Below are 20,054 nucleotides of genomic sequence, written 5' to 3'. Positions count from 1 at the left end.
CACAAAGGGGGACGACATGACGCCATCATTGAAACTCACGGCTTGCGCGGCGGCTCTGCTTCTGGCGTCGAACGCTCCGGCGCTCGCCCAGACCTTCCAGGGCGAACCGGCCTATGGCGTGCTGTCGCTTCAGACCGGCGCCGCGGAAACCGGCGTGCGCGCCGGCGGGGCCTGGGGCGCGAATATCCTCAGCCAGGGCTGCAACGGCTACATCACCGAAATTCCGACCCTGGCGGTCAACTATCAAGGTGATGCGGACCTGTACCTGTCCGCGGGCGCGGACGAGGACACGACCATGGTCGTGCGCGCGCCGGACGGCTCCCTGCATTGTGATGATGACGGCGCCGGCGAGTTCAACCCTGGACTGGTCTTCGCCAAGGCGGAAACGGGTCTTTATGAAGTCTGGATCGGCACGTATGCGGCCGGCATGGGAACGCCGCCGGTCCGGTTCCACGCCTCCACGACGGGGTTCGACACGTCCAATCCCTATACCGTGTCCCCCAACCCGTCCCTGCCGGGCGAGCAGAGCGTGCGCCTGCGCTCGGGCTTCCGCGATGATCCCCATGAAATCGAGGTGACCGCTGGCGGCGAGGCCCGGCTCGAGACCCTGGGCGCCCTGTGTTACGGCTATGCGGGCGAAGCAGCGGATGTGGCGCTGAATTTCCGCGCCGGTTCCCTGCCGCTCTACATCGCCATGGACAGCGAGCGCGATGGCGTGCTGGCCGTGCAGACCCCGTCAGGCGAGATGCTGTGCAATGACGATGCGGTGGGCCTGAATCCGGGCGTCTATCTGGAGAGCCCTGAGCGCGGCGAATACCTGATCTGGGCCGGTCTTCTGGGGGATCGCGGCGCGACCGAATCCGCAGTCCTGTCGATCTCGGAGATCGGCTATCAGGGCGTTGACCGGCGTCTGGACCTGACGGCGCGGCCGCGGTTCGGCTCCGGAACGCTCCAGGCCGGCTTCCTGCCCGACCCCGAAGCGATCGAGGTCGAGGCCGGCGGGCCGATCCAGGCCAGCATGGCGGTCGAGGATGGCGTCACCGCGATCGGGTATTGCACGGGCGACATCACCCGTGAGCCGACCTATGAGCTGACCTGGCGCGGCGGCGAGGATGCGCCGCTCTTCATCTCCGCGATCTCTGATGACGACACCACCCTGGTGGTCAACGGGCCCGACGGCGCCTGGATGTGCGATGATGACGGCGGTTCGGGCGTCAATCCGCTGCTGACGGTGGAGAATGCGCCCAGCGGCGTCTATGACATCTATGTGGGCCGGTTCTTCGGCGACGGCGAGACCTCGCCCGCCACGCTCTACATTTCCGAGATCGGCGGCGGCGCGGACCCGGTGAATTCCCGGGTGGATATCGCCCTGCCCGCCCTGTTCGGCGATCATCAGCTGCAAGCGGGCTTCACGCCGGACCCCTACCGCATTCAGGTCGAGGCGGGGGGCCCGATCGACTCAGAAAGCTCCGGCATCAACTCCGACGCGGACTGGTGCAGCGGATATTACACCCAGGCGCCGACCGCCCAGCTCGACTGGTCCGGTCAGAACGGCCCGCTCTCGATCTATGTCGAGGGCGAACGCGACACGACGCTGGCCATCAACATGCCCGACGGCAGCTGGCGCTGTAATGACGATGGCGGTCCGAGCCTCAGCCCGGCGCTGGAGTTCGATAACGCCATGAGCGGCGTCTACGACATCTATGTGGGCGTGTTCAGCGGCGAACCGGCCTCGGCCGAACTGATGATTTCCGAGTTCGACGCACCCGCCGACTAGGGCTGCGCGGCATGGGAATAAAAGGCGCCTCGGCCCGTCCGGGGCGCCTTGCATTTTGGGCGGGGACGCGTATAACCCCCGCTCTTACTCACCGGCCACCCCGGCCTTATCGACATGCCGGGCAGCCGAGAACGCTGGAATGACAGGTCTTCGCAGACCCGATTTCCCCGCAGGAATGGAGAGCGAAATGTCGAAACTGAAGACCAAGTCGAGCGCCAAGAAGCGTTTCAAGGTCACGGCCTCCGGCAAGGTTCTGGCCGGCCAGGCGGGCAAGCGCCACGGCATGATCAAACGCACCCCGAAGCAGATCCGTCAGAAGCGCGGCACCACCGCCCTGGCAGCTCCGGACGCGAAAGTCGTCAAGCGCACCTACATGCCGTACAACCGCTAAGGCGGACGGCTCAGCCCACCTTGTAACGAGATTTAGGAGACAGCCCTATGGCTCGCGTGTCCTCCGGTCCGGCCCGTCACGCCCGGAAAAAGAAGATCATTTCCCAAGCGAAAGGCTATTATGGCCGTCGCAAGAACACCTTCCGCACCGCCAACCAGGCGGTGGAGAAGGCTGGTCAGTATGCCTATCGCGACCGCCGCGCGAAAAAGCGGACCTTCCGCGCGCTGTGGATCCAGCGGATCAACGCTGCTGCGCGTCTGAACGACTTCACCTATGCTCGCTTTATGGACGGGCTCAACAAGGCCGGCATCGAGCTGGACCGCAAGGTTCTCGCCGACATCGCCGTGCATGAGCCCGAAGCCTTCGCCTCTCTGGTCGCACAGGCCAAGCAGGCTCTGCAGGGCTAAGTCGAACCCTATCGTTCGACAGCTTGTGACAAGCGCCCGCCTGCAGATGCTGCAGGCGGGCGTTTTCGCGTTTGAGATCAGGCGCGGGCCTCGCTAAACCCCTATCTGAATAACTGCTCGTCCGATCCCCGGAGTGACTAATGACCGCCTCTTCCGATCTTGATGCGCTGGAAGCGCGCCTGTCCGCCGACATTCAAGCGGCGTCCGACCTTGCCGCGCTCGACGCCCTCCGCGTGGGCGCCCTGGGCAAGAAGGGCGAGGTGTCCCTGAAAATGCGCGAGCTGGGCAAGATGAGCCCGGAAGAGCGTCAGGTGATGGGCCCGGCGCTCAACGGCCTCAAGGATCGCCTCAACACCCTTCTGGAGACCCGCAAGGCGACGCTGGAAGACGCCGCGATGAATGCGGCTCTGGCCAGCGAGAGCGTGGACGTCACCCGCCCGGTGAAGCGCGAGGCGCAAGGCTCGCTGCATCCGGTGGCGCAGGTGATGGAAGAGCTGGCGGTGATCTTCGCCGATATGGGCTTTGCGGTGGCGGAAGGCCCGGACGTGGAAGACGACTTCCATAACTTCACCGCGCTCAACTTCCCGCCCGACCACCCCGCCCGCGACACCCATGACACCTTCTTCATGAAGGCGGCGGAGGGCGAGACGGCGAAGGTCCTGCGCACCCATACGAGCCCGGTGCAGATCCGCACCATGCTCAAGACCAAGCCGCCGATCCGCATCATCGCGCCGGGCCGGGTGTATCGCTGTGACTGGGACCAGACCCACACGCCGATGTTCCACCAGGTCGAGGGCCTCGTGATCGACAAGGAGACCCATATGGGCCACCTCAAGGGGTGCCTGATGGATTTCGTCGCGGCCTTTTTCGAGACCGACAAGGTGGAAGCGCGCTTCCGCCCCCACCACTTCCCCTTCACCGAGCCGAGCGCAGAGATGGATGTGCGCTATGAGCGTGTGGGCGATGCGGTGAAAGTGGGCTCGGGCGACAAGTGGATGGAAATCCTGGGCTGCGGCATGGTCCATCCCAATGTGATCAAGTCCTGCGGGCTGGATCCGGAGGAATATCAGGGCTTCGCCTTCGGCATGGGCGTGGATCGCCTCGCCATGCTCAAATACGGCATGCCCGACCTGCGCCCCTTCTTCGAGCCTGATGCCCGCTGGCTCAGCCATTACGGCTTCAGCCCGCTCCTGCAGGCGAACCTCGCCACCGGTTTGAGCTAGGACACGGCGATGCGGCTCAATTCCGATCACCTTCAGGCTTTCGGCACCCTGGCCGCCGCGATCGCGGCGCTCATTGCGCTGTTTGTCGCCTGGGATCAGGGCCGCGTCATGCGTCAGGAGATCCGCGCCTCGGTCTGGCCGGCCCTGCAGGTGGATGGCTTCTCGACCCAGCGTGATGACGCCATCGTCCAGGGGCTGAACATTCAGAACGCCGGCGTGGGCCCGGCCCGGATCGATTCCATCGCCATCTTCTATCGAGGCGCGCTCGTTGCTGATCTCGAGGCTCTGTCCGAATTGTTTCCGGGCCATACCGGTCGTTCCGCGACCAGCGTCACCGGGCGCATCATTGGCGCGGGCGATACGGTGGAAGTCTTCGCCTTCCAGGCGCCGCGCTCAGAAGGCGATGATGCGGTCGAGATGATGTACGACCTCGCCAGCAACTATACCGTGGACGTGTGCTATTGCTCGGTTCTGGACGAGTGCTGGATGGCGCACACCAGCGGGTCCGCCAACCCGAAACCTGAATCTGTGGACGCTTGCCCTCTTGAAGGCGTCAGCAACCTCTAACTCCCCGACCCTTTGGACCTGACCGATGAAATTCACCTATTCCTGGCTCAAAGAGCATCTGGACACCGATCTCAGCCTCGCCCAGCTCGACGAGGCGATGACCATGGCGGGTCTGGAGATCGAGGAGATCGAGGATCCGGGCGCCAAGCTCGCCGAGTTCTCCACCGCCTATGTGAAAGACGCCCAGCCGCACCCCGATGCGGACAAGCTGCGCGTCTGTACGGTGGAGACCCGGGACGGGATCAAGCAGATCGTCTGCGGCGCGCCCAATGCGCGCGCAGGGATGACGGCGATCTATGCGCCGCTGGGCGCCTATATTCCGGGTCTGGATTTCAGCCTCGACAAGAAGCCGCGCAAGATCCGCGGCATCGAGAGCCATGGCATGATGTGCTCGACCAAGGAGATCGAGGCGGGCGAGGATCATGACGGCATTGCAGACCTCAAAGGCGACTGGCCGGTGGGCACTCCCGCCGCCGAGGCGCTGGGTCTGAACGATCCGGTCATCGACTTTGAAGTCACGCCGAACCGCCCCGACTGGCTGGGCGTTTACGGCATTGCGCGCGATCTGGCTGCGGCCGGCGCGGGCACGCTCAAAACCGGCCCGGTCAAGACAATCCCCGGCAGCTTCCCTTGCCCTGTGACAGTGAAACTTGACTGGCCTGAAGCCTGCCCGATCTTTGCGGGCCGGGTGATCAGGGGCGTCAAGAACGGCCCGTCGCCAGACTGGATGCAGAAGCGCCTGAACGCCATTGGCATCAAGCCCAAGAACCTGCTGGTGGACGTGACCAACTATGTCTCGTTCGACTATGCGCGCCCGCTGCACGTCTATGACATGGCCAAGATCGGTCCGGTGCTCTACGCCCGCAAGGGCAGGGGCGAGGCGGACCAGCATGTGGCGCTCGACGAGAAGACCTACACCCCGTCCGAAAGCCATTGCGTGATCGCCGATGATGAGCGGGCTCTGGGCCTGGGCGGCATCATGGGCGGCCAGTATTCGGGTTGCTCGTCGGACACGACGGATGTCTTCATCGAGAGCGCCTGGTTTGATCCGGCGATCATTCGCAAGTCCGCGCGCGAGCTGGGCATCGAGTCTGACGCCAAATACCGCTTCGAGCGCGGCGTGGATCCCGAGAGCCCGGTCGACGGCATCGAGCTCGCCACCGCGCTGATCCTTGAATATGGCGGCGGTGAGGCCTCTGACGTGACGGTGTCGGGCACAGCGCCGGCGCGTCCGGACGACATCATGTTCGATCCGGCCCGCATCAAGCGCCTTCTGGGCCTCGAGCTGTCTGAAGACCGGATCGAGGAGATCCTCGTCTCGCTGGGCTTTGGCGTGACCCGCGGCGAGCGCTGGACGGTGAGCGTGCCGAGCTGGCGTCGCGATTGCGCCCAGCAGGCTGACCTGATCGAGGATGTGGCGCGCATTGCGGGCTATGACAATCTGCCTGTGGTCTCCTTCCGCCGCCCCGAGGGCGAGCGTTTCGAGGCGCCTGCGACCGAATTGCAGAACCGGGTGCGGGCGGCGCGTCGTGCGGCGGCCAATCGCGGCTATCGCGAAGCCATTACCTGGTCCTTCTGCCGGTCGGATCAGGCGGATCTGTTTGGCGGCGTCGGCGAGGGTCTGGTGCTGGAGAATCCGATCAGCTCGGAACTGGATGTGATGCGTCCGACCGCGCTCATTCATCTTCTGACCAGCGTGCAGAAAAGCGCCGATCGCGGCTTTGACGATGCCCGCTTCTTTGAAGCCGGCCCGATCTATCTCAATGATGCGCCCGACGGTCAGCAGACCGTGGTCGCCGGCGTGCGCCGCGTGGTCGCCGCGCGCGACTGGCGGGGCGAAGGCGCGCCGGATGTCTTTGACATCAAGGCGGACGCCATGGCGGCGCTGGAGGCGGCGGGCGCGCCCGTCGACAAGCTGCAGGTGACTGCCGATGCGCACGATCACTGGCATCCGGGTCGGTCAGGCGTTCTGCGTCTGGGCCCGAACGTGCTGGCCGAGTTTGGCGAAATCCATCCCCGGACTCTGAAGGCGCTGGATGTGGATGGCCGCGTGCTGGCGTTTGAAGTGTTCCTGGACGCCATCCCGGCGACCAAGAAGAAGGCGCTCAAGGCGCGGCCGCCGCTGGAACTGTCTGGTCTGATGGCGGTCAAGCGCGACTACGCCTTCCTGATGGACGCGTCGGCGCCGTCGGCGGAGCTGATCAAGGCGGTCAAGGGCGCGGAAAAACAGCTCATCACCGATGTGGCGCTGTTTGACGTCTATTCCGGCCAGGGCGTGCCCGAAGGTCAGGTCTCGCTGGCGCTGGAAGTCACCATACAGCCGACCGACAAGACCCTGACGGACAAGGAGATCGAGGCGATCAGCGCCAAGATCATCGCCAACGCCCAGAAGGCCGGCGCGTCGCTGCGCGGCTAGAGCACAAGAAAACGCCCCGGAGGCTTGAGGTCTCCGGGGCGCTCACATCGCCCAGCCCCGTCCCTGTCGCGCTAGACCCTCAGATTGAGACCGCTGCGCGCGATCTCCTGCGGCGTCACGGCGCTATCAAGATTGTTATCAAGCGGTTGGGTCACCTGCCGGACGCGCTGGGGCTCCTGAGCGGTCTCGCTCAGCCGATCCACGAGTGAGGGGGTCGGATCGGGCTGGCTGAGCCCGTTATCACGGGTGGAGAGCCCGCTGTCGGCGCGGTCGAACCGCGTTTCAAACCGGGTGTTGGGTGTTGTGATTTCAGTCTCGGCGTCGCCCAGGCTGGCCCCGGTTTCCGGCCGGGTCACGGCGTCAGGATCGCGCGCCTCATCAGGGGCGTCATCCGTCTCTGCCGGAGCGGCGTCAACGCGGAGCGATGGGCTGTCTTCAGGCGACTGCGCCTGTTCCAGCGCCGCCGTGGTCGGGTTTACCTCTTGAGCGGCGCGGGCGCTGGCGTTCAGGCCGTCATCGGCCGGGTTTTCAGGCTCGCGGGCGGGGGCTTCGGGGCGGGCGTTCAGCTCGGGCTGACGCTCGCGGGCGAAAGCATCAGAGCGCTCGAGATTGTCCTCGATGCGCGTTTCAATGCGCTGTTCCTGGCGAGCGCTGGCGTCATCGCGCTGGGCCTCGCGGAGCTGATCGGTCTGAACGCGATCATCTTCGACCACGGTGCGAATCTGATCCGTGCGCTGCTCGCGGACTTGGACCGCGTCCGTGCGCGTCTGCTGACGGGTGGCCTCTTGCGCCTGCGCCTTGCTCAGTCGTTCGGCGACGCTGGGCGTGTCTGCAGCCGGCTCAGCGGTCTCTCTCGCTTGGACAACACTCGCTTCAGACGCCTCACGGGTCGGTTGCGGCGGTTCCGGGCGAATGGCGAGACGCTGCTCCTGAGCTTCGAGAAGCGCGGCATTGGTGGAGGCGTTGAGACGGTCCTGACTGACCTGGGCGAACCCCTCGGCCGCGGCGGAGCGGTTCGGCGTCTCATCGTCAGTAGACCGGTTTCCGGCGGGATTGCGATCCTGACGCTCCTGCGCGCTTTCAGGGCGGTCCACAGGCCGGACCGCCGCCGCATCGCTCGCGCCGGTGGAATTGATCAGAACGGGGTCAGACTCGCGGGGCGGCGTCCGGTATAGATCCACCAGATAGCCCGCACCGCCTTGTATATCGGCGACCATCGCGCACCTCTGCACATCTCGCGTCTCATCAGAGTATACAGATTCAGCGAAAGCCTGCGGCGCCCGACCGGTTCTGAGGGTTTCTCAAAGGTAAAGAAAAGGCCCCGACGAGGAACGCCGGGGCCTGATCATCAGGATGAGAGAAGGGTCTAGCCTTCGCTGGCGTCGCCCTCGTCCTCATCCATCAGCTCTTCCATCAGGAAGGTGTATTCGAGCGCCAGACGACGCGCGCTTTCCTGAAGGTTGGCGGCGGCGGAGTGACCGCCCTCCATGTTTTCATAATACAGCACGTCCTGATCCATCTCGTTGAGGAGATAGGCGAGTTTCCGGGCGTGACCCGGATGGACGCGGTCATCCTTGGTGGAGGTCAGCAGGAACATGGGCGGATAGTCGACGCCGGTCTCCACATTGTGGAAGGGCGAGATCGAGCGCAGGAAGGCGCGCTCTTCGGGGTTCTCGTCCGGGAAGCCGTATTCGTCCTGCCAGCTCGCGCCCGCCAGAAGCGTGTGGAAGCGCAGCATGTCCAGCAGCGGCACCTGGCTGATCACCGCGCCCCACAGATCCGGACGCTGGGTGTACATCACGCCGGTCAGAAGGCCGCCATTGGAGCCGCCCTGAACCGCCAGCTGGTCAGACGTGGTGACGCCGTCATCGATCAGGTCCTCGGCGACCGCGATCAGGTCGTCATAGATGCGCTGACGGTTGGTGCGCAGACCCGCCTGGTGCCAGGCCGGACCGAACTCGCCGCCGCCGCGGATGTTCGCCAGCACATAGGTGCCGCCGTTTTCCAGCCACATGCGGCCGCGCGTGCCCGAATAGGATGGGGTCAGGCTGACCTGGAAACCGCCATAGGCGTACAGAAGCGTCGGTTGCGGACCTTCCGCGCCTTCGGCGTGTACCACGAAATAGGGGATCATCGTGCCGTCAGTGCTCTCGGCCTGACGCTGTTCGACCACAAGGCCTTCGGCGTCAAACCAGGACGGGGCGGATTTCGCCGGTTCCAGCTCGAGATCGGCGGTGAGGCGATAGAGCGCTTCAGGCTCCAGGAAGCCTTCCACATTCACATAGGCGAGATCGGATTGCTCGTCGGCGGTGACGATGGAGAGCGAGGCGTTCTCCGGCGTCTCCACACTTTCGCTGGTCCAGCCGGCCTCGGTGCGGGTGAAGGCTTCAAGGCCGCCCACAACATTGTCGTTGATCACCATCAGAAGGTGGTTCTGGGTGGTGGCGACGCCATCGATGGACTGGCGCGCATTGGGCGTGAACACAACCTCGACGGCCGGCAGTTCGCCGGTCTCGACGAACTCGGCCATGTCAAAGCTGAGGATCGAGCCGGTGGGGTAGGTCATGCCGCCCTCGACCGGGGTCCATTCCTCTTCGATGGAGAAGACCAGCTGGCCGTCAAACAGGGTTTGCGGGCTCGATTTGCGCGGCAGCGGCATCTGCACCGGCTCGCCGGTTGCGCCATCAGGCAGGTAGAAATAGACGCTTTCAAAGAAGCTCGCGGCCTGGATGGCCATCATGTAGGCCGTGCCGTCCGCCTGTTCGAAGCGGGCGGGCCAGACGCCCACATTGCTTTCCTCGCCGGTGATGACCACTTCGGCCTCTTCGATCGGCGTGCCGCGGCTCCAGCGCTTCACCACGAAGGGATAGCCCGACTGGGTGGCTTCGGCCGGATCCAGCGCGGTCGCGATCAGCAGCGTGTCTTCGTCGATCCAGGCGGTCGAGCCCTTGGTCTCGTCGATGGTGAACCCGTCCTCGATGAATTCGCGGGTCTCCATGTTGAATTCACGGCGCACTGCGGCGTCAGAGCCGCCATCGGACAGGGTGATCATGCAGCGGGTGTAATCGGGCGCGAGGCAATCCGCGCCGCGCCAGACCCAGTTATGGCCTTCCGCTTCGCCCAGGGCGTCGAGATCGAGCACCACATCCCATTCCGGGTTTTCGGTGGCGTAGCTCTCGACCGAGGTCTTGCGCCACAGGCCTTTGACGTGGTCGGCGTCCTGCCAGAAATTCCAGAGCTCGCCATTGCGCACGCCGACATAGGGGATGCGGTCGGTGGACTGCAGCACTTCGAGCGCCTGATTGTAGAGCGTGTCATAGCGCGGGTCGGAGGTGAGGCGGTCGAGCGAGCGCTCGTTCATCTCGCTGGCGAAGGCGAGGGCGCGTTCGCCTTCCACCTCTTCCAGCCAGACAAGGCTTTCTTCTTCCGCCTGGATCGCAGCGTTCAGCTCTGCGCCTGGCAGGTTGGCGGTGTCGGTCACACCGGACTCCTCGGTTTCAGTCGTATTGGTTTGTTCGGACGGCGAACAGGCCGCGAGCGCCAGAACGGCGGCGGCGGCGGACAGGTGATAACCCCAGCGGCGCATCATGCTCTCCCCTTGTTGAGCGACTGCGCGCATTCAACAGGGCATCGGTCTCCGGGTCAAAGTGAACCTGCTTCAGCGAGCCTTCTCTTGCAGGCCGGGCAGGACCGGCGTATCGCTGACATTATGAGAGCTTACGCCATGAACGGGGCGGGCAACGCCTTCATCGTGCTTGATCGCCGCGACGCATCCGGTCCCGCCGCCTATGGGGAGAGCGGGATTGCGGCCCTGCTGGACGTGCATCCCTTTGATCAGCTGATCGTGCTCGACCCCTCATCAGACGCCGATGCAGACCTGCGGGTCTGGAACCGCGATGGCGGCGAGGTCGGCGCCTGCGGCAATGGCACCCGCGCCGCGGCCTGGCTGTTGTTCGAGGATGGCGCGAAACCGCAGCTCAGCTTCACCTCGTCCGGCGGCCCCATGAGGGCGCAACGGTTAAGCGATGGCGCAGCGGAAGTGGATCTGGGCCCGGCGCGGCTCGACTGGCGAGACATCCCGCTATCCCTGCCCATGGACACGATGCGGCTCGATTTCGGCGTCAACCTGCCCGATGGCGGACGCCTTGAAGGTCCCGGCGCGGTCTCCATGGGCAATCCCCATGTGGTGTTCGCGGTGGATGACGTGCTCGCCCTGCCGCTCGCCGAGATCGGCCCCTGCATTGAGCACGATCCGCTCTTTCCCGATCGGGTGAACGCCGGCTTCGCGCAGGTGCGCGCCCGGGACGATATCCGCCTGAAGGTGTTCGAACGCGGCGCGGGCCTGACGCTGGCCTGCGGCACCGGCGCTTGCGCGGCCCTCGTCGCCCTGCATCGTCAGGGGCTTGTGAACCGCGAGGCCGTAATTGAGGCCGATGGCGGCAAGCTGCCCGTGCGCTGGGACACTGAGGGCCATGTGCATCTGTCCGGCCCGGTGGTTCTGGAGCGTGAGCTCGATCTGCGGGGCGTTTGAACCTTGCTGAAACCCCGGCCAAGCGCAGCGCAGAGCCGGGGCCTCCATCAGGATTGGGCGCTTAAGTCGGAGAGAGGTCCCGGGTCGTCGCTCCGCTCGCCCGGGAATTCAAATCCTTCTCTTCCCCAGCGAAGGCTGGGGCCCAGAGCCGGGAATGCAGCGTTTCATGATCTCTGGGTTCTGAACTCTTGGGAATTCACGCTGTTCGCGCATACCCGCCCTGCAGACTCCCTTCCCCGCTTGACCGAAGGGCCTCTCAACCCCACTTTGCGCGGCCATGAGCACACCTGTGGAAAACCCGGCCCCGTCCCCTGAAGCGTCAGAGGGACGCGATGTGGAGATCGTCACCTTTGGCTGCCGGCTGAACGCCTGGGAGTCCGAAGTGATGCGCGATCATGCGCGTGCGGGCGGCTTATCCGATGCGGTGATCATCAACACCTGCGCGGTCACCAATGAGGCCGTGCGTCAGGCGCGCCAGACCATCCGCCGGATGAAGCGCGAGCGGCCCGATGCCCGCATGATCGTCACCGGCTGCGCCGCCCAGATCGATCCCGAGCAGTTCGCGAAGATGGCCGAGGTGGATCAGGTGCTTGGCAATGCCGAGAAGCTGCGCCCGGAAACCTTCAAGTCCACCGTCATTGGCGGTGGGGACAAGGTGAAGGTGGATGACATCATGGCGGTCAGCGAGATCGCCAGTCATCTCGTGGACGGGCTGGACGGCCGCGCCCGCGCCTATGTTCAGGTGCAGACCGGTTGCGATCACCGCTGCACCTTCTGCATCATCCCCTATGGCCGCGGCAATGCCCGCTCCGCCCCCGCTGGCGAGGTCGTCGATCAGGTCAAACGTCTTGTCGAGACCGGGCATTCCGAAGTGGTGCTGACGGGCGTGGACATGACGAGCTGGGGCCAGGACTTGCCGGGCGCGCCCAAGCTGGGCCGCCTCGTGCGCGCCATCCTCAAGCAGGTCCCGGACCTGCAGCGCCTGCGCCTGTCCTCGATCGACGCCATCGAGATCGATGAGGACCTGTTCCGCGCCATCGCCGAGGAAGAGCGGCTCTGCCCCTACATGCACCTGTCGCTTCAGGCGGGGGATGACATGATCCTCAAGCGCATGAAGCGCCGCCATTCGCGCGATGACGCGATTGCGCTGGCCAAACGCCTGCGCGCGGTGCGCCCGGACATCGCCTTTGGCGCGGACCTGATTGCGGGTTTCCCGACCGAGACCGAAGAGATGTTCGAGAACTCGCTAAGGCTGGTGGATGAGTGTGATCTCGCCTTCGTCCATGTCTTCCCCTATTCGCCGCGTCCCGGCACGCCGGCCGCGCGCATGCCGCAAGTGGACCGCGAAGTGGTGAAGGAGCGCGCCGCCCGTCTGCGCGCCAAATCGCATGAGGCGCTGCAACGCCATCTCGCCTCGCGCGTTGGCAAGGAGATGACGGTGCTGGTCGAGAAGCCCGGCTTCGCGCGCGCCGATGACTTCACCCCCGTGCGCATGAAATCGGGCGCCCGTCCCGGCGCGCTTGTCCGGGCGATGATCACCGGGCATGACGAGAAAGCCCTGTTCGCAACACCGCTGGAGGCTGCCTGGTGAGCTGGTTCAAATTCGGTTTCGGCAAGAAAAAGCAAAAGGACGAGACCCCGTCCGAGGCTCCGGCGCTCGAGGCGCCAGAGACTGACGCCGAATCTGAAGCGCCCGTTGAATCCGCGGTGATCGCCGAAGTCGAAAAAGCGCCAGAAAGCCTCGATGAGCCGCGTCCGGCGGAACCGGCTCCGGCGCCTGCCGATCCCGAACCGGAGCTGGAAGACCGCGCCGAAGAGGTCGTCTCTGAAAATACTCCGAACCCGGATGAAATCGCTGAAACGCCTGCGCAGACAAGCGGTCTCGAGGCCTTGGCTGAAACTCTGGCCGAGCCCGAGTCAATTGATCCGGTTACGGAAGAAATGCCTCCAGCGGCCGAGCCTCAGCCTGAACTGGTTGAAGAGAAGAAGGGCTTCTTCGCCCGCCTCGCCGCCGGTCTGAAGAAATCCTCTTCCCGGCTCAGCGACGGACTGAGCTCGCTCTTCACCCAGCGCAAGCTCGATCAGGAGGCGCTGGACGAGCTTGAGGAATTGCTGATCGCCGCGGATATCGGCGCGCCCACCGCCGCCAAGGTCGTTGCGCGTCTGGCCAAGGATCGCTTTGACAAGGATGTCAGCGATCTCGAGATCCGCGAAGCGCTGGCCGATGTGGTGGCTGAGACCCTCCAGCCCTATGAGCAGCCGCTGGACATGACCGGCGGGACGCCGAGTGTTGTCGTGTTCGTGGGCGTGAACGGCTCGGGCAAGACCACCACCCTGGGCAAGATCGCGGTGAAGATGACGCGCGAGGGCGCGGACGTGATCACGGCGGCAGGCGACACCTTCCGCGCCGCCGCCGTCGAGCAGCTTCAGGTCTGGTCAGAACGCGCGGGCGCGAAATTCCTGTCGCGCGAGCTGGGCGCGGATGCGGCGGGCCTCGCCTATGACGCCATCCAGCAGGGCCGCACCGAGATAGCTGACGCGGTCCTGATCGATACCGCCGGCCGGTTGCAGAACAAGGCCGAGCTGATGGATGAGCTTCGCAAGATCATCCGGGTCATCAGGAAGATTGACGACACTGCGCCCCATCACGTGCTGCTGGTGCTCGATGGCACGGTGGGTTCGAACGCCATTTCCCAGGCCGAAGCCTTCATGGAGACCGCCCATGTCACCGGCGTCATCATGACCAAGCTCGACGGCACCGCGAAGGGCGGCGCGCTGGTGCAAGTGGCCGAACGCTTCAAGCTGCCCATCCACTTTATTGGCGTGGGCGAGGGTGAAGCCGATCTTCAGGCCTTCAAGGCGAAAGAGTTCGCGCGGGCGCTGGCGGGGCTTGAGTCCTAGTCACCTCTTTCCCCGCGCAGGCGGGGATCCAGAGATCATGAAGCGCTGTGGGGGCGGCTCTGGGCCCCGGCCTTCGCCGGGGAAGAGCGTATTACAAAGCCTGAATTCCCGGGCGAGCGAAGCGAAGACCCGGGACCACCCTCCGCGTAAAGCGCCCTATTCTGAACGAGGCCCCGGCTCGGCGCTGCGCTTTGGCCGGGGTTTCACGCTGGGTCTTACCCCAACCCCCTCACCCAGTCCGGCACCACTTCCGTCGCCGGGCCGTAATGCTGCTCTTCAAACAGATCGCTGATTTCGCCCGGCTCAAGGGTCAGCTCGACCGTGTGGGCGCCGCCGCGGCGTGCTTCGGAGACGAAGCCGGCGGCGGGGTAGACCGTGCCGGATGTGCCGACCGCAACGAAGAGATCGCACCGGTCAAGGGCGGCGTAGATCTGATCGAGCCCCAGCGGCATTTCCCCGAACCAGACCACATGGGGGCGCAATCCGCCGCTCTTCCCGCACCCCGGACACGGGCGGGTGCGGGTCATGTCCTCGCGATCAAGGAACAGATGGCCGCACAGGGTGCATCGGGTTTTCAGCAACTCGCCATGCATGTGCAGAAGGTTCGCGGAGCCCGCCTGCTCATGCAGATCATCGATATTCTGGGTGACCAGCAGATAATTCGCCCGGCCATCGAGCAGCCAGTTCTGTTCAAGCTCGGCCAGCGCAAAATGGGCCGCATTGGCCCTGGCGTCAGCGAGGTTCGCCCGGCGGGCGTTGTAGAACCCCAGAACGGTGTCGGGATCCGCCTCGAAGGCTTCGGGCGTGGCGAGCTTCATCGGGTCGAACTTCGCCCACAGCCCGCCTTCCTCACGGAAGGTGCCCAGCCCGGATTCCGCTGATACGCCCGCGCCGGTCAGGATGACGATGTTCTCAAACCGCGCCATCAGATCAGCCGTTCGGGAAACGGGTCTGGAGCCAGCCCAGCATCAGCTCGGACAGCTCTGTGGGCGCTTCATACTGGGTCCAGTGGCCGATATCCTCGATCACATTCATGTCGAGATCCTTGCACAGCATGGGCATCCAGCCCGCGAGCTTGGGCGGCAGCATGTAATCGCATTCCGCCGAGATCATCTGGCACGGCATGGAGAGCCGGTGATCGACCCCGCCCAGCCTTTCCCAGTTCGCATCGAAATTGCGATACCAGTTCATCCCGCCGCGAAAGCCGGTCCTGGCGTAGGTCTCGGCGTAGACCTTGCGGACCTCAGGCGGGACCACGCAATCGTCCTCGCTTTTCAAACCGCCACGCGCGACGAAATTATCAAACCGCTTGGGCAGATGGGTGATGGAATCGGGCAGCTTGTCGAGATCGGCGCTCGGGGCGGGGCCGGCAAAGCTGAAGGCGAAGAAATCCTCTTCCCGGCCTGCGAAGAACTCATCCATGGCCTCGTCCTGGAAGGCGACGATGTAATGATCCTCGCCACCGCGCTCGCGGAAGACCTCTGTGGGCGGGACCGAGCCGCGCGGCAGGTGCGGGGTGTTCACCCCGATCGCGCCCAGAAAGCGCTCGGGGACCAGACAGGCGGCGTGCCACATCAGAATGCCGCCCCAGTCATGGCCGACCCAGACCGCCTTCTCGATCCCGAGCGCGTCGAGCAAACCGGTGAAATCGCCCACCAGATGATCCACGCCATAGGCCTCGACCGGATGGGGCGCGTCCGAGGCGCCAAAGCCGCGATTGTCCGCCGCGATCACCCGGTATCCCGCCTTCGCCAGATCCTCGATCTGCTGCGCCCAGCTCAGCGCCAGCTCGGGCCAGCCATGCATCAGAAGCACCGGCACGCCGTCCTCGGGGCCGGCCAGGTGCACCGAGAGCGTCACCTCCCCCACATCGATCCTCTGGGCGGGCGGCATGGGTGGGTGTGACATCAATTCCTCCGGCGCAATCAGGCGGGCCGCATCCCCGCACGTTTTTGTTTTCGCTCGAAGTGTAGAAGCTCGAACACGAAGACGGCCAGCCCCGACCAGATGAAAATGAAGGTGGCGAGATAGGCGAGGCTGAAGGGTTCGCCATAGACGAGCCCCACGATGAATTGCAGGGTGGGCGCGACGAATTGCAGAACCCCGATGATCGCAAAGCTCAGACCGCGCGCTCCGGTGAGAAACAGCAGGAGCGGCAGCACCGTCATCGGGCCCGTCATCATCAGAAGGAGCGCCTCGCTCGGGCCATTGAAGAAATGGCCGGCGTTCTCCCCGCCCTGAATCTCGAACAGGGTGAGCACCACAATGGACGGGATCGCCATGATCAGCGTCTCCCAGAACAGGCCGACGCGGGCATCCACCTGCACCGTCTTGCGCACATAGCCATAGGCGGTGAACGTGCCCGCCATGATCAGAGCGAAGATGGGTAGCGTTCCTACCGTGATGATCTGGTTGAGCACGCCCAGCACGGCGAGGCCAATCGCGATGGCGCGCAGGCGCGAGAAGCGCTCACGGGCGACGAACACGCCCACGGCCACATTCATCAAGGGGTTGATGTAATAGCCCAGCGAGGCTTCCAGCACATGGCCGGAATTGACCGAGAAGATGTAGACCCACCAGTTGGTCCCGATCAGAAGCGAGGTGCACACCAGCACCAGCAGCGTCTTGCGGTCATTGAGCACGGCCAGAGCCGGCCCCAGCCGGCGACTGACATACAGGATCGCCAGCAAGATGGGCGCAGACCAGACCACGCGCTGCAGCACGATCTCGATTGGGTTCGCGAACGCCAGGAACTTGTAGAAGATCGGCGACAAGCCCCAGATGAAATAGCCCGAAAAGGCGGCGAGCGCAGCCTGTTTGGGGTCGAGACGGTCAGGAACAGGCGGGGGAATCTGGCTCATGCCCGCCATTTAGGCGCGCGCGACCGATCTGTCACCTGAAGGGTGCTGCATCCGTACGAATTCGTGATCCGGATGACTCGGCCCGGGGCTTTGAGGGCGCCGCTCTCCGATGGGAGCGAGATAAGACCAAAGCCGCATCCGAGAGCGTAGTGAATAAGTAACCCGATGCGCGGACATAGTCGGGCTTGTGTGTACTGCGGAGTGCGGCCATGCGCTGGTCTGATCTGAAACTGTCCCGAAAACTGCCCTTGCTGATCGTGGGATTCGCCCTGCTGGGCATGGCGGCTGTCGCGGCGGCCAGCACGGTGACGGCGACCGGGACGATCGCCCGTCTCAACGAGGATCGGCTGTCGGCGGTGGCGAGCTCCCGGGCGCATGAACTCGAGCGCTATTTCCAGCGGATCAGGACCGATCTCCACTCGGTCGCCTCTGATCCCACGACCGGGATCGCGCTTTCCGAATTCAACGAGACGTTCGCCGGACTGGCGATGGAGGGGTCTGCGACGCAGGTCCTGAAGGACGCCTATATCCGCAACAATCCCAACCCTTTGGGAGAAAAGCACCTGCTTGACGCGGCGATGACGGGCACGGCCTATGATGATGTGCATGCCCGGTATCACCCCTGGATGCGGGGTCATCTTCTGGACAATGGCTATTACGACATCTTCTTTTTCAACACCCGCGGAGACCTGATCTATTCGGTCTTCAAGGAAGAGGATTTCGCGACGAATTTCGCTCGCGATGGCGGAGAATGGTCGGGAACCGATCTTGGTGCGGCCTTCCGCGGCGCAATGGCGCTGGAAAGCGGAGGGTTCGCCTTCTTTGACTTTGCGCCCTACGCGCCCAGCAATGACGCGCCCGCCAGTTTCATGTCGATGCCGGTCTTCGAGAATGGAGAGCGCATTGGCGTTGTGGCCTTTCAGATGCCGATCGACGGCATCAACACGATCATGTCCGACACCAGCGGGCTGGGCGAAACCGGGGAAGCCCTGATCGTGGGTCAGGACCGTCTCCTGCGCAATGATTCACGCTATACGGCGGAGAGCGACATCCTTCAGGCGCGCCTTGATGCGGAAGCGGTCGCCCGCACCCTGTCGACCGGCGAGCCCGCGTTTTCCCCGCGCGTGACTTTTCAGGGACGGACCGTGGGCGAAGCAACCGCGGCCTTTGATTTCGCCGGCGTGCGCTGGGCGCTTGTCGCCTTGCAGGATACAGCCGAGCGGGACGCGCCGATCTGGGTCATGATCAGCGCGATTGGCGTTGTTCTGTTGTTCGCCTGCCTGTTGATCGGCATGGCGGGCCTGTGGGCGGCCAGAACGCTGAGCGGGCCCATGGGGCGGGTCAGCCTGGCGCTGGACGCCGTCACGACTGGCGGCGTGGTGAAGACCAACCATGCGGACCTTGAGCGGAAGGACGAGATCGGCGGCCTGGCCCGTGCGGTTCAGGCTTTCCAGCGCAATCTGCAGGAACAGGCTGTTCTGAAGGCCGAGCAGAGCCAGCGCACCAATCTGGACAAACGCCGACAGCTTGAGCTTGAGCGCCTGATCGCAGACTTCAAGACGCAGGTGGCGCGCATGATGGAGCTGGTTACGCGCGAAGTGGATCAGATGAATGCGGACGCCAGCGCGGTCAGCTCCGCCGCCGAGCAGGCGACGACAGGCGCAACGGATTCCGCGCGGGCCTCCGAACAGGCCTCCGAAGCGGTGTCCTCTGTCTCGGCCGCGGCGCAGGAGCTTGTGGCCTCGATCGCCGAGATTGCGCGCCAGACCGAAACCGCCCGGGATGTGGTGGAGAAAACGGTCGGACTCACCGAAGGCGCAGACGCACAGGTGAAACAACTCTCTGAATCCGCTCAGAAGATTGGCGCCATTCTCAATCTGATCAACGACATCGCCGAACAGACCAACCTGCTGGCGCTGAACGCCACCATCGAGGCGGCGCGAGCAGGCGAAGCCGGCAAGGGGTTCGCCGTCGTCGCCCAGGAGGTCAAGGCGCTGGCCGAGCAGACGTCCAAGGCGACCGGAGAGATTGCGACCCAGATCAGTTCCGTGCAGACCTCGACGCAGGGCGCCGTTTCCGCGCTGGGAAACATCTCCGACGCAATCCGAAAGGTGTCCGAGATCAGCAACGCCATCGCCTCCGCCATCGAGGAGCAGAACGCGGTCACCTCGGAAATCTCGAACGCGATCACCCTGGCTTCCAGTGGAACCGAACGGTCCGCCCTGGAAAGCGCTCAGGTCTCGGCCTCCATCACCCAGACCTCGGAGCGGGCAGCCAGCGTCCGCAAATCGGCGGAAACCGTCACAGGGACGCGGTCACAGCTGGAGAAGACCATTTCCAGCTTCCTGTCCGCCGTCAGTCAGGATCTTGATGACCGCCGCAAGGATCGCCGGTTCGAGGTCACCCAGGCCGTTGTCGTCACCCAGTCGGGCCGGTCACTGGAGGCGACCCTGCGTGATATCAGCCTGGGCGGCGTCCGGATCGAACCCCCGATCAAGGTCAGCCTGGGCGAGCGGGTGGAGATCTGTTTCCCGACCGGAGAACGGATCCGGGCCCGGGTCGCCCATGTGGACTCGACCTATTGTGGTCTTGCCTTTGTTGAAAGGCTGACGGTTCTGCCCGGCGGAGTCGCGGCGGCGTGATCAGTCGCCTGCGCGCCGCCGGTTGATCAGCGCGCCCAGTCGCCAGGCCAGCCAGACCGCGCTCCAGACATTGCCGAGGATCGGCAGGGGCAGGATGAAGGCCAGTGCGATCAGCTTGTTGGGCTCAAACACCCAGATCAGGATCGCGATCAGCACAAAGCCGAGATAGAGATCGATCAGGCTGACCACGCCCCAGGGCTCGGACACCAGCCAGCCCACCGCTTCGGAGAGCGACTGCCCGGCGGTCATCCCTGCCCAGACGATGGCGAAGGCGAGGGCGATAGCGCCCAGGGCTGCGATAATCCGAAAGCCTGTGGTCATGTCCCGCTCCTGTGCGT

General features: G+C 64.6%; 16 protein-coding genes. 10 read left to right on the top strand and 6 right to left on the bottom strand.

Annotated features, from left to right (window positions below):
• Positions 1–16: 16 nt before the first annotated feature.
• From B2Z70_RS05745 to pheT, 6 genes are all read left to right on the top strand, one after another.
• Positions 17–1,777, top strand: a complete 1,761-nt coding sequence (locus tag B2Z70_RS05745; protein ID WP_292981952.1) for a hypothetical protein — start codon at positions 17–19, stop codon at positions 1,775–1,777.
• A gap of 187 nt (positions 1,778–1,964) precedes the next feature.
• Positions 1,965–2,168: a 50S ribosomal protein L35 gene (gene rpmI / locus B2Z70_RS05740; RefSeq protein WP_009802356.1), complete on the top strand. Its 204-nt coding sequence runs from the start codon at positions 1,965–1,967 to the stop codon at positions 2,166–2,168.
• A 47-nt stretch (positions 2,169–2,215) separates the two neighbouring features.
• On the top strand, positions 2,216–2,575 hold the full coding sequence (gene rplT, locus B2Z70_RS05735) for a 50S ribosomal protein L20 (RefSeq protein WP_009802355.1): 360 nt from the start codon (positions 2,216–2,218) through the stop codon (positions 2,573–2,575).
• Positions 2,576–2,715: 140 nt separating this feature from the next.
• Positions 2,716–3,798, top strand: coding sequence for a phenylalanine--tRNA ligase subunit alpha (gene pheS / locus B2Z70_RS05730; protein ID WP_292981951.1), 1,083 nt, complete (start codon positions 2,716–2,718; stop codon positions 3,796–3,798).
• A gap of 9 nt (positions 3,799–3,807) precedes the next feature.
• On the top strand, positions 3,808–4,365 hold the full coding sequence (locus tag B2Z70_RS05725) for a DUF8453 domain-containing protein (protein WP_009802353.1): 558 nt from the start codon (positions 3,808–3,810) through the stop codon (positions 4,363–4,365).
• Between the two features lie 25 nt (positions 4,366–4,390).
• Positions 4,391–6,781 carry a phenylalanine--tRNA ligase subunit beta gene (pheT, locus tag B2Z70_RS05720; protein ID WP_292981950.1) on the top strand — a complete coding sequence of 797 codons (2,391 nt, stop codon included), beginning with the start codon at positions 4,391–4,393 and terminating at the stop codon, positions 6,779–6,781.
• Between the two features lie 71 nt (positions 6,782–6,852).
• Here the strand turns inward: pheT and B2Z70_RS05715 are convergent, their stop codons facing one another.
• The gene (locus tag B2Z70_RS05715; RefSeq protein ID WP_292981949.1) at positions 6,853–7,998 is read right to left on the bottom strand and encodes a hypothetical protein; all 1,146 of its coding nucleotides are present in this window, start codon (positions 7,996–7,998) and stop codon (positions 6,853–6,855) included.
• A gap of 149 nt (positions 7,999–8,147) precedes the next feature.
• The gene (locus tag B2Z70_RS05710; RefSeq protein ID WP_292981948.1) at positions 8,148–10,367 is read right to left on the bottom strand and encodes a prolyl oligopeptidase family serine peptidase; all 2,220 of its coding nucleotides are present in this window, start codon (positions 10,365–10,367) and stop codon (positions 8,148–8,150) included.
• Between the two features lie 138 nt (positions 10,368–10,505).
• Between B2Z70_RS05710 and dapF the strand changes: the two genes are divergently transcribed.
• The 3 genes from dapF to ftsY all read left to right on the top strand — a co-directional run bounded on the left by dapF (position 10,506) and on the right by ftsY (position 14,213).
• Positions 10,506–11,312, top strand: a complete 807-nt coding sequence (dapF, locus tag B2Z70_RS05705) for a diaminopimelate epimerase (RefSeq protein ID WP_292981947.1) — start codon at positions 10,506–10,508, stop codon at positions 11,310–11,312.
• 277 nt (positions 11,313–11,589) lie between these two features.
• On the top strand, positions 11,590–12,903 hold the full coding sequence (gene mtaB / locus B2Z70_RS05700) for a tRNA (N(6)-L-threonylcarbamoyladenosine(37)-C(2))-methylthiotransferase MtaB (RefSeq protein ID WP_292981946.1): 1,314 nt from the start codon (positions 11,590–11,592) through the stop codon (positions 12,901–12,903).
• The gene (gene ftsY, locus B2Z70_RS05695) at positions 12,900–14,213 is read left to right on the top strand and encodes a signal recognition particle-docking protein FtsY (RefSeq protein WP_292981945.1); all 1,314 of its coding nucleotides are present in this window, start codon (positions 12,900–12,902) and stop codon (positions 14,211–14,213) included. Before mtaB ends, ftsY begins: the two co-directional genes overlap by 4 nt.
• 215 nt (positions 14,214–14,428) lie before the next feature.
• On the opposite strand, the gene B2Z70_RS05690 is transcribed toward ftsY, so the two are convergent.
• From B2Z70_RS05690 to rarD, 3 genes are read right to left on the bottom strand one after another with little or no spacing between them, the layout of a single operon-like run.
• The gene (locus tag B2Z70_RS05690) at positions 14,429–15,139 is read right to left on the bottom strand and encodes an NAD-dependent deacylase (RefSeq protein ID WP_292981944.1); all 711 of its coding nucleotides are present in this window, start codon (positions 15,137–15,139) and stop codon (positions 14,429–14,431) included.
• A 4-nt stretch (positions 15,140–15,143) separates the two neighbouring features.
• Positions 15,144–16,121, bottom strand: coding sequence for an alpha/beta fold hydrolase (locus B2Z70_RS05685; protein WP_292981943.1), 978 nt, complete (start codon positions 16,119–16,121; stop codon positions 15,144–15,146).
• A gap of 17 nt (positions 16,122–16,138) precedes the next feature.
• Positions 16,139–17,074, bottom strand: coding sequence for an EamA family transporter RarD (gene rarD, locus B2Z70_RS05680; RefSeq protein ID WP_292981942.1), 936 nt, complete (start codon positions 17,072–17,074; stop codon positions 16,139–16,141).
• A 209-nt stretch (positions 17,075–17,283) separates the two neighbouring features.
• Here rarD and B2Z70_RS05675 point away from each other — a divergent pair, with 209 nt between their 5' ends.
• The gene (locus tag B2Z70_RS05675) at positions 17,284–19,716 is read left to right on the top strand and encodes a methyl-accepting chemotaxis protein (protein ID WP_292981941.1); all 2,433 of its coding nucleotides are present in this window, start codon (positions 17,284–17,286) and stop codon (positions 19,714–19,716) included.
• Here the strand turns inward: B2Z70_RS05675 and B2Z70_RS05670 are convergent, their stop codons facing one another.
• Positions 19,717–20,037, bottom strand: a complete 321-nt coding sequence (locus B2Z70_RS05670; RefSeq protein ID WP_009802342.1) for a hypothetical protein — start codon at positions 20,035–20,037, stop codon at positions 19,717–19,719.
• Between the last annotated feature and the right edge of the window lie 17 nt (positions 20,038–20,054).

The organism is Oceanicaulis sp. UBA6590 (assembly GCF_002433705.1).
Lineage (GTDB): Bacteria > Pseudomonadota > Alphaproteobacteria > Caulobacterales > Maricaulaceae > Oceanicaulis.
The sequence above is the reverse complement of the archived record's forward strand: the minus strand, read 5'-3'. Positions and strand labels throughout refer to the sequence as shown.

Bases quoted from the DNA above. Each gene is read 5' to 3' on its own strand.
- B2Z70_RS05745 (WP_292981952.1), top strand. From the start codon at position 17: ATGACGCCATCATTGAAACTCACGGCTTGCGCGGCGGCTCTGCTTCTG.
- rpmI (WP_009802356.1), top strand. From the start codon at position 1,965: ATGTCGAAACTGAAGACCAAGTCGAGCGCCAAGAAGCGTTTCAAGGTC.
- rplT (WP_009802355.1), top strand. From the start codon at position 2,216: ATGGCTCGCGTGTCCTCCGGTCCGGCCCGTCACGCCCGGAAAAAGAAG.
- pheS (WP_292981951.1), top strand. From the start codon at position 2,716: ATGACCGCCTCTTCCGATCTTGATGCGCTGGAAGCGCGCCTGTCCGCC.
- B2Z70_RS05725 (WP_009802353.1), top strand. From the start codon at position 3,808: ATGCGGCTCAATTCCGATCACCTTCAGGCTTTCGGCACCCTGGCCGCC.
- pheT (WP_292981950.1), top strand. From the start codon at position 4,391: ATGAAATTCACCTATTCCTGGCTCAAAGAGCATCTGGACACCGATCTC.
- B2Z70_RS05715 (WP_292981949.1), bottom strand. From the start codon at position 7,998: ATGGTCGCCGATATACAAGGCGGTGCGGGCTATCTGGTGGATCTATAC.
- B2Z70_RS05710 (WP_292981948.1), bottom strand. From the start codon at position 10,367: ATGCGCCGCTGGGGTTATCACCTGTCCGCCGCCGCCGCCGTTCTGGCG.
- dapF (WP_292981947.1), top strand. From the start codon at position 10,506: ATGAACGGGGCGGGCAACGCCTTCATCGTGCTTGATCGCCGCGACGCA.
- mtaB (WP_292981946.1), top strand. From the start codon at position 11,590: ATGAGCACACCTGTGGAAAACCCGGCCCCGTCCCCTGAAGCGTCAGAG.
- B2Z70_RS05690 (WP_292981944.1), bottom strand. From the start codon at position 15,139: ATGGCGCGGTTTGAGAACATCGTCATCCTGACCGGCGCGGGCGTATCA.
- B2Z70_RS05685 (WP_292981943.1), bottom strand. From the start codon at position 16,121: ATGTCACACCCACCCATGCCGCCCGCCCAGAGGATCGATGTGGGGGAG.
- rarD (WP_292981942.1), bottom strand. From the start codon at position 17,074: ATGAGCCAGATTCCCCCGCCTGTTCCTGACCGTCTCGACCCCAAACAG.
- B2Z70_RS05675 (WP_292981941.1), top strand. From the start codon at position 17,284: ATGCGCTGGTCTGATCTGAAACTGTCCCGAAAACTGCCCTTGCTGATC.
- B2Z70_RS05670 (WP_009802342.1), bottom strand. From the start codon at position 20,037: ATGACCACAGGCTTTCGGATTATCGCAGCCCTGGGCGCTATCGCCCTC.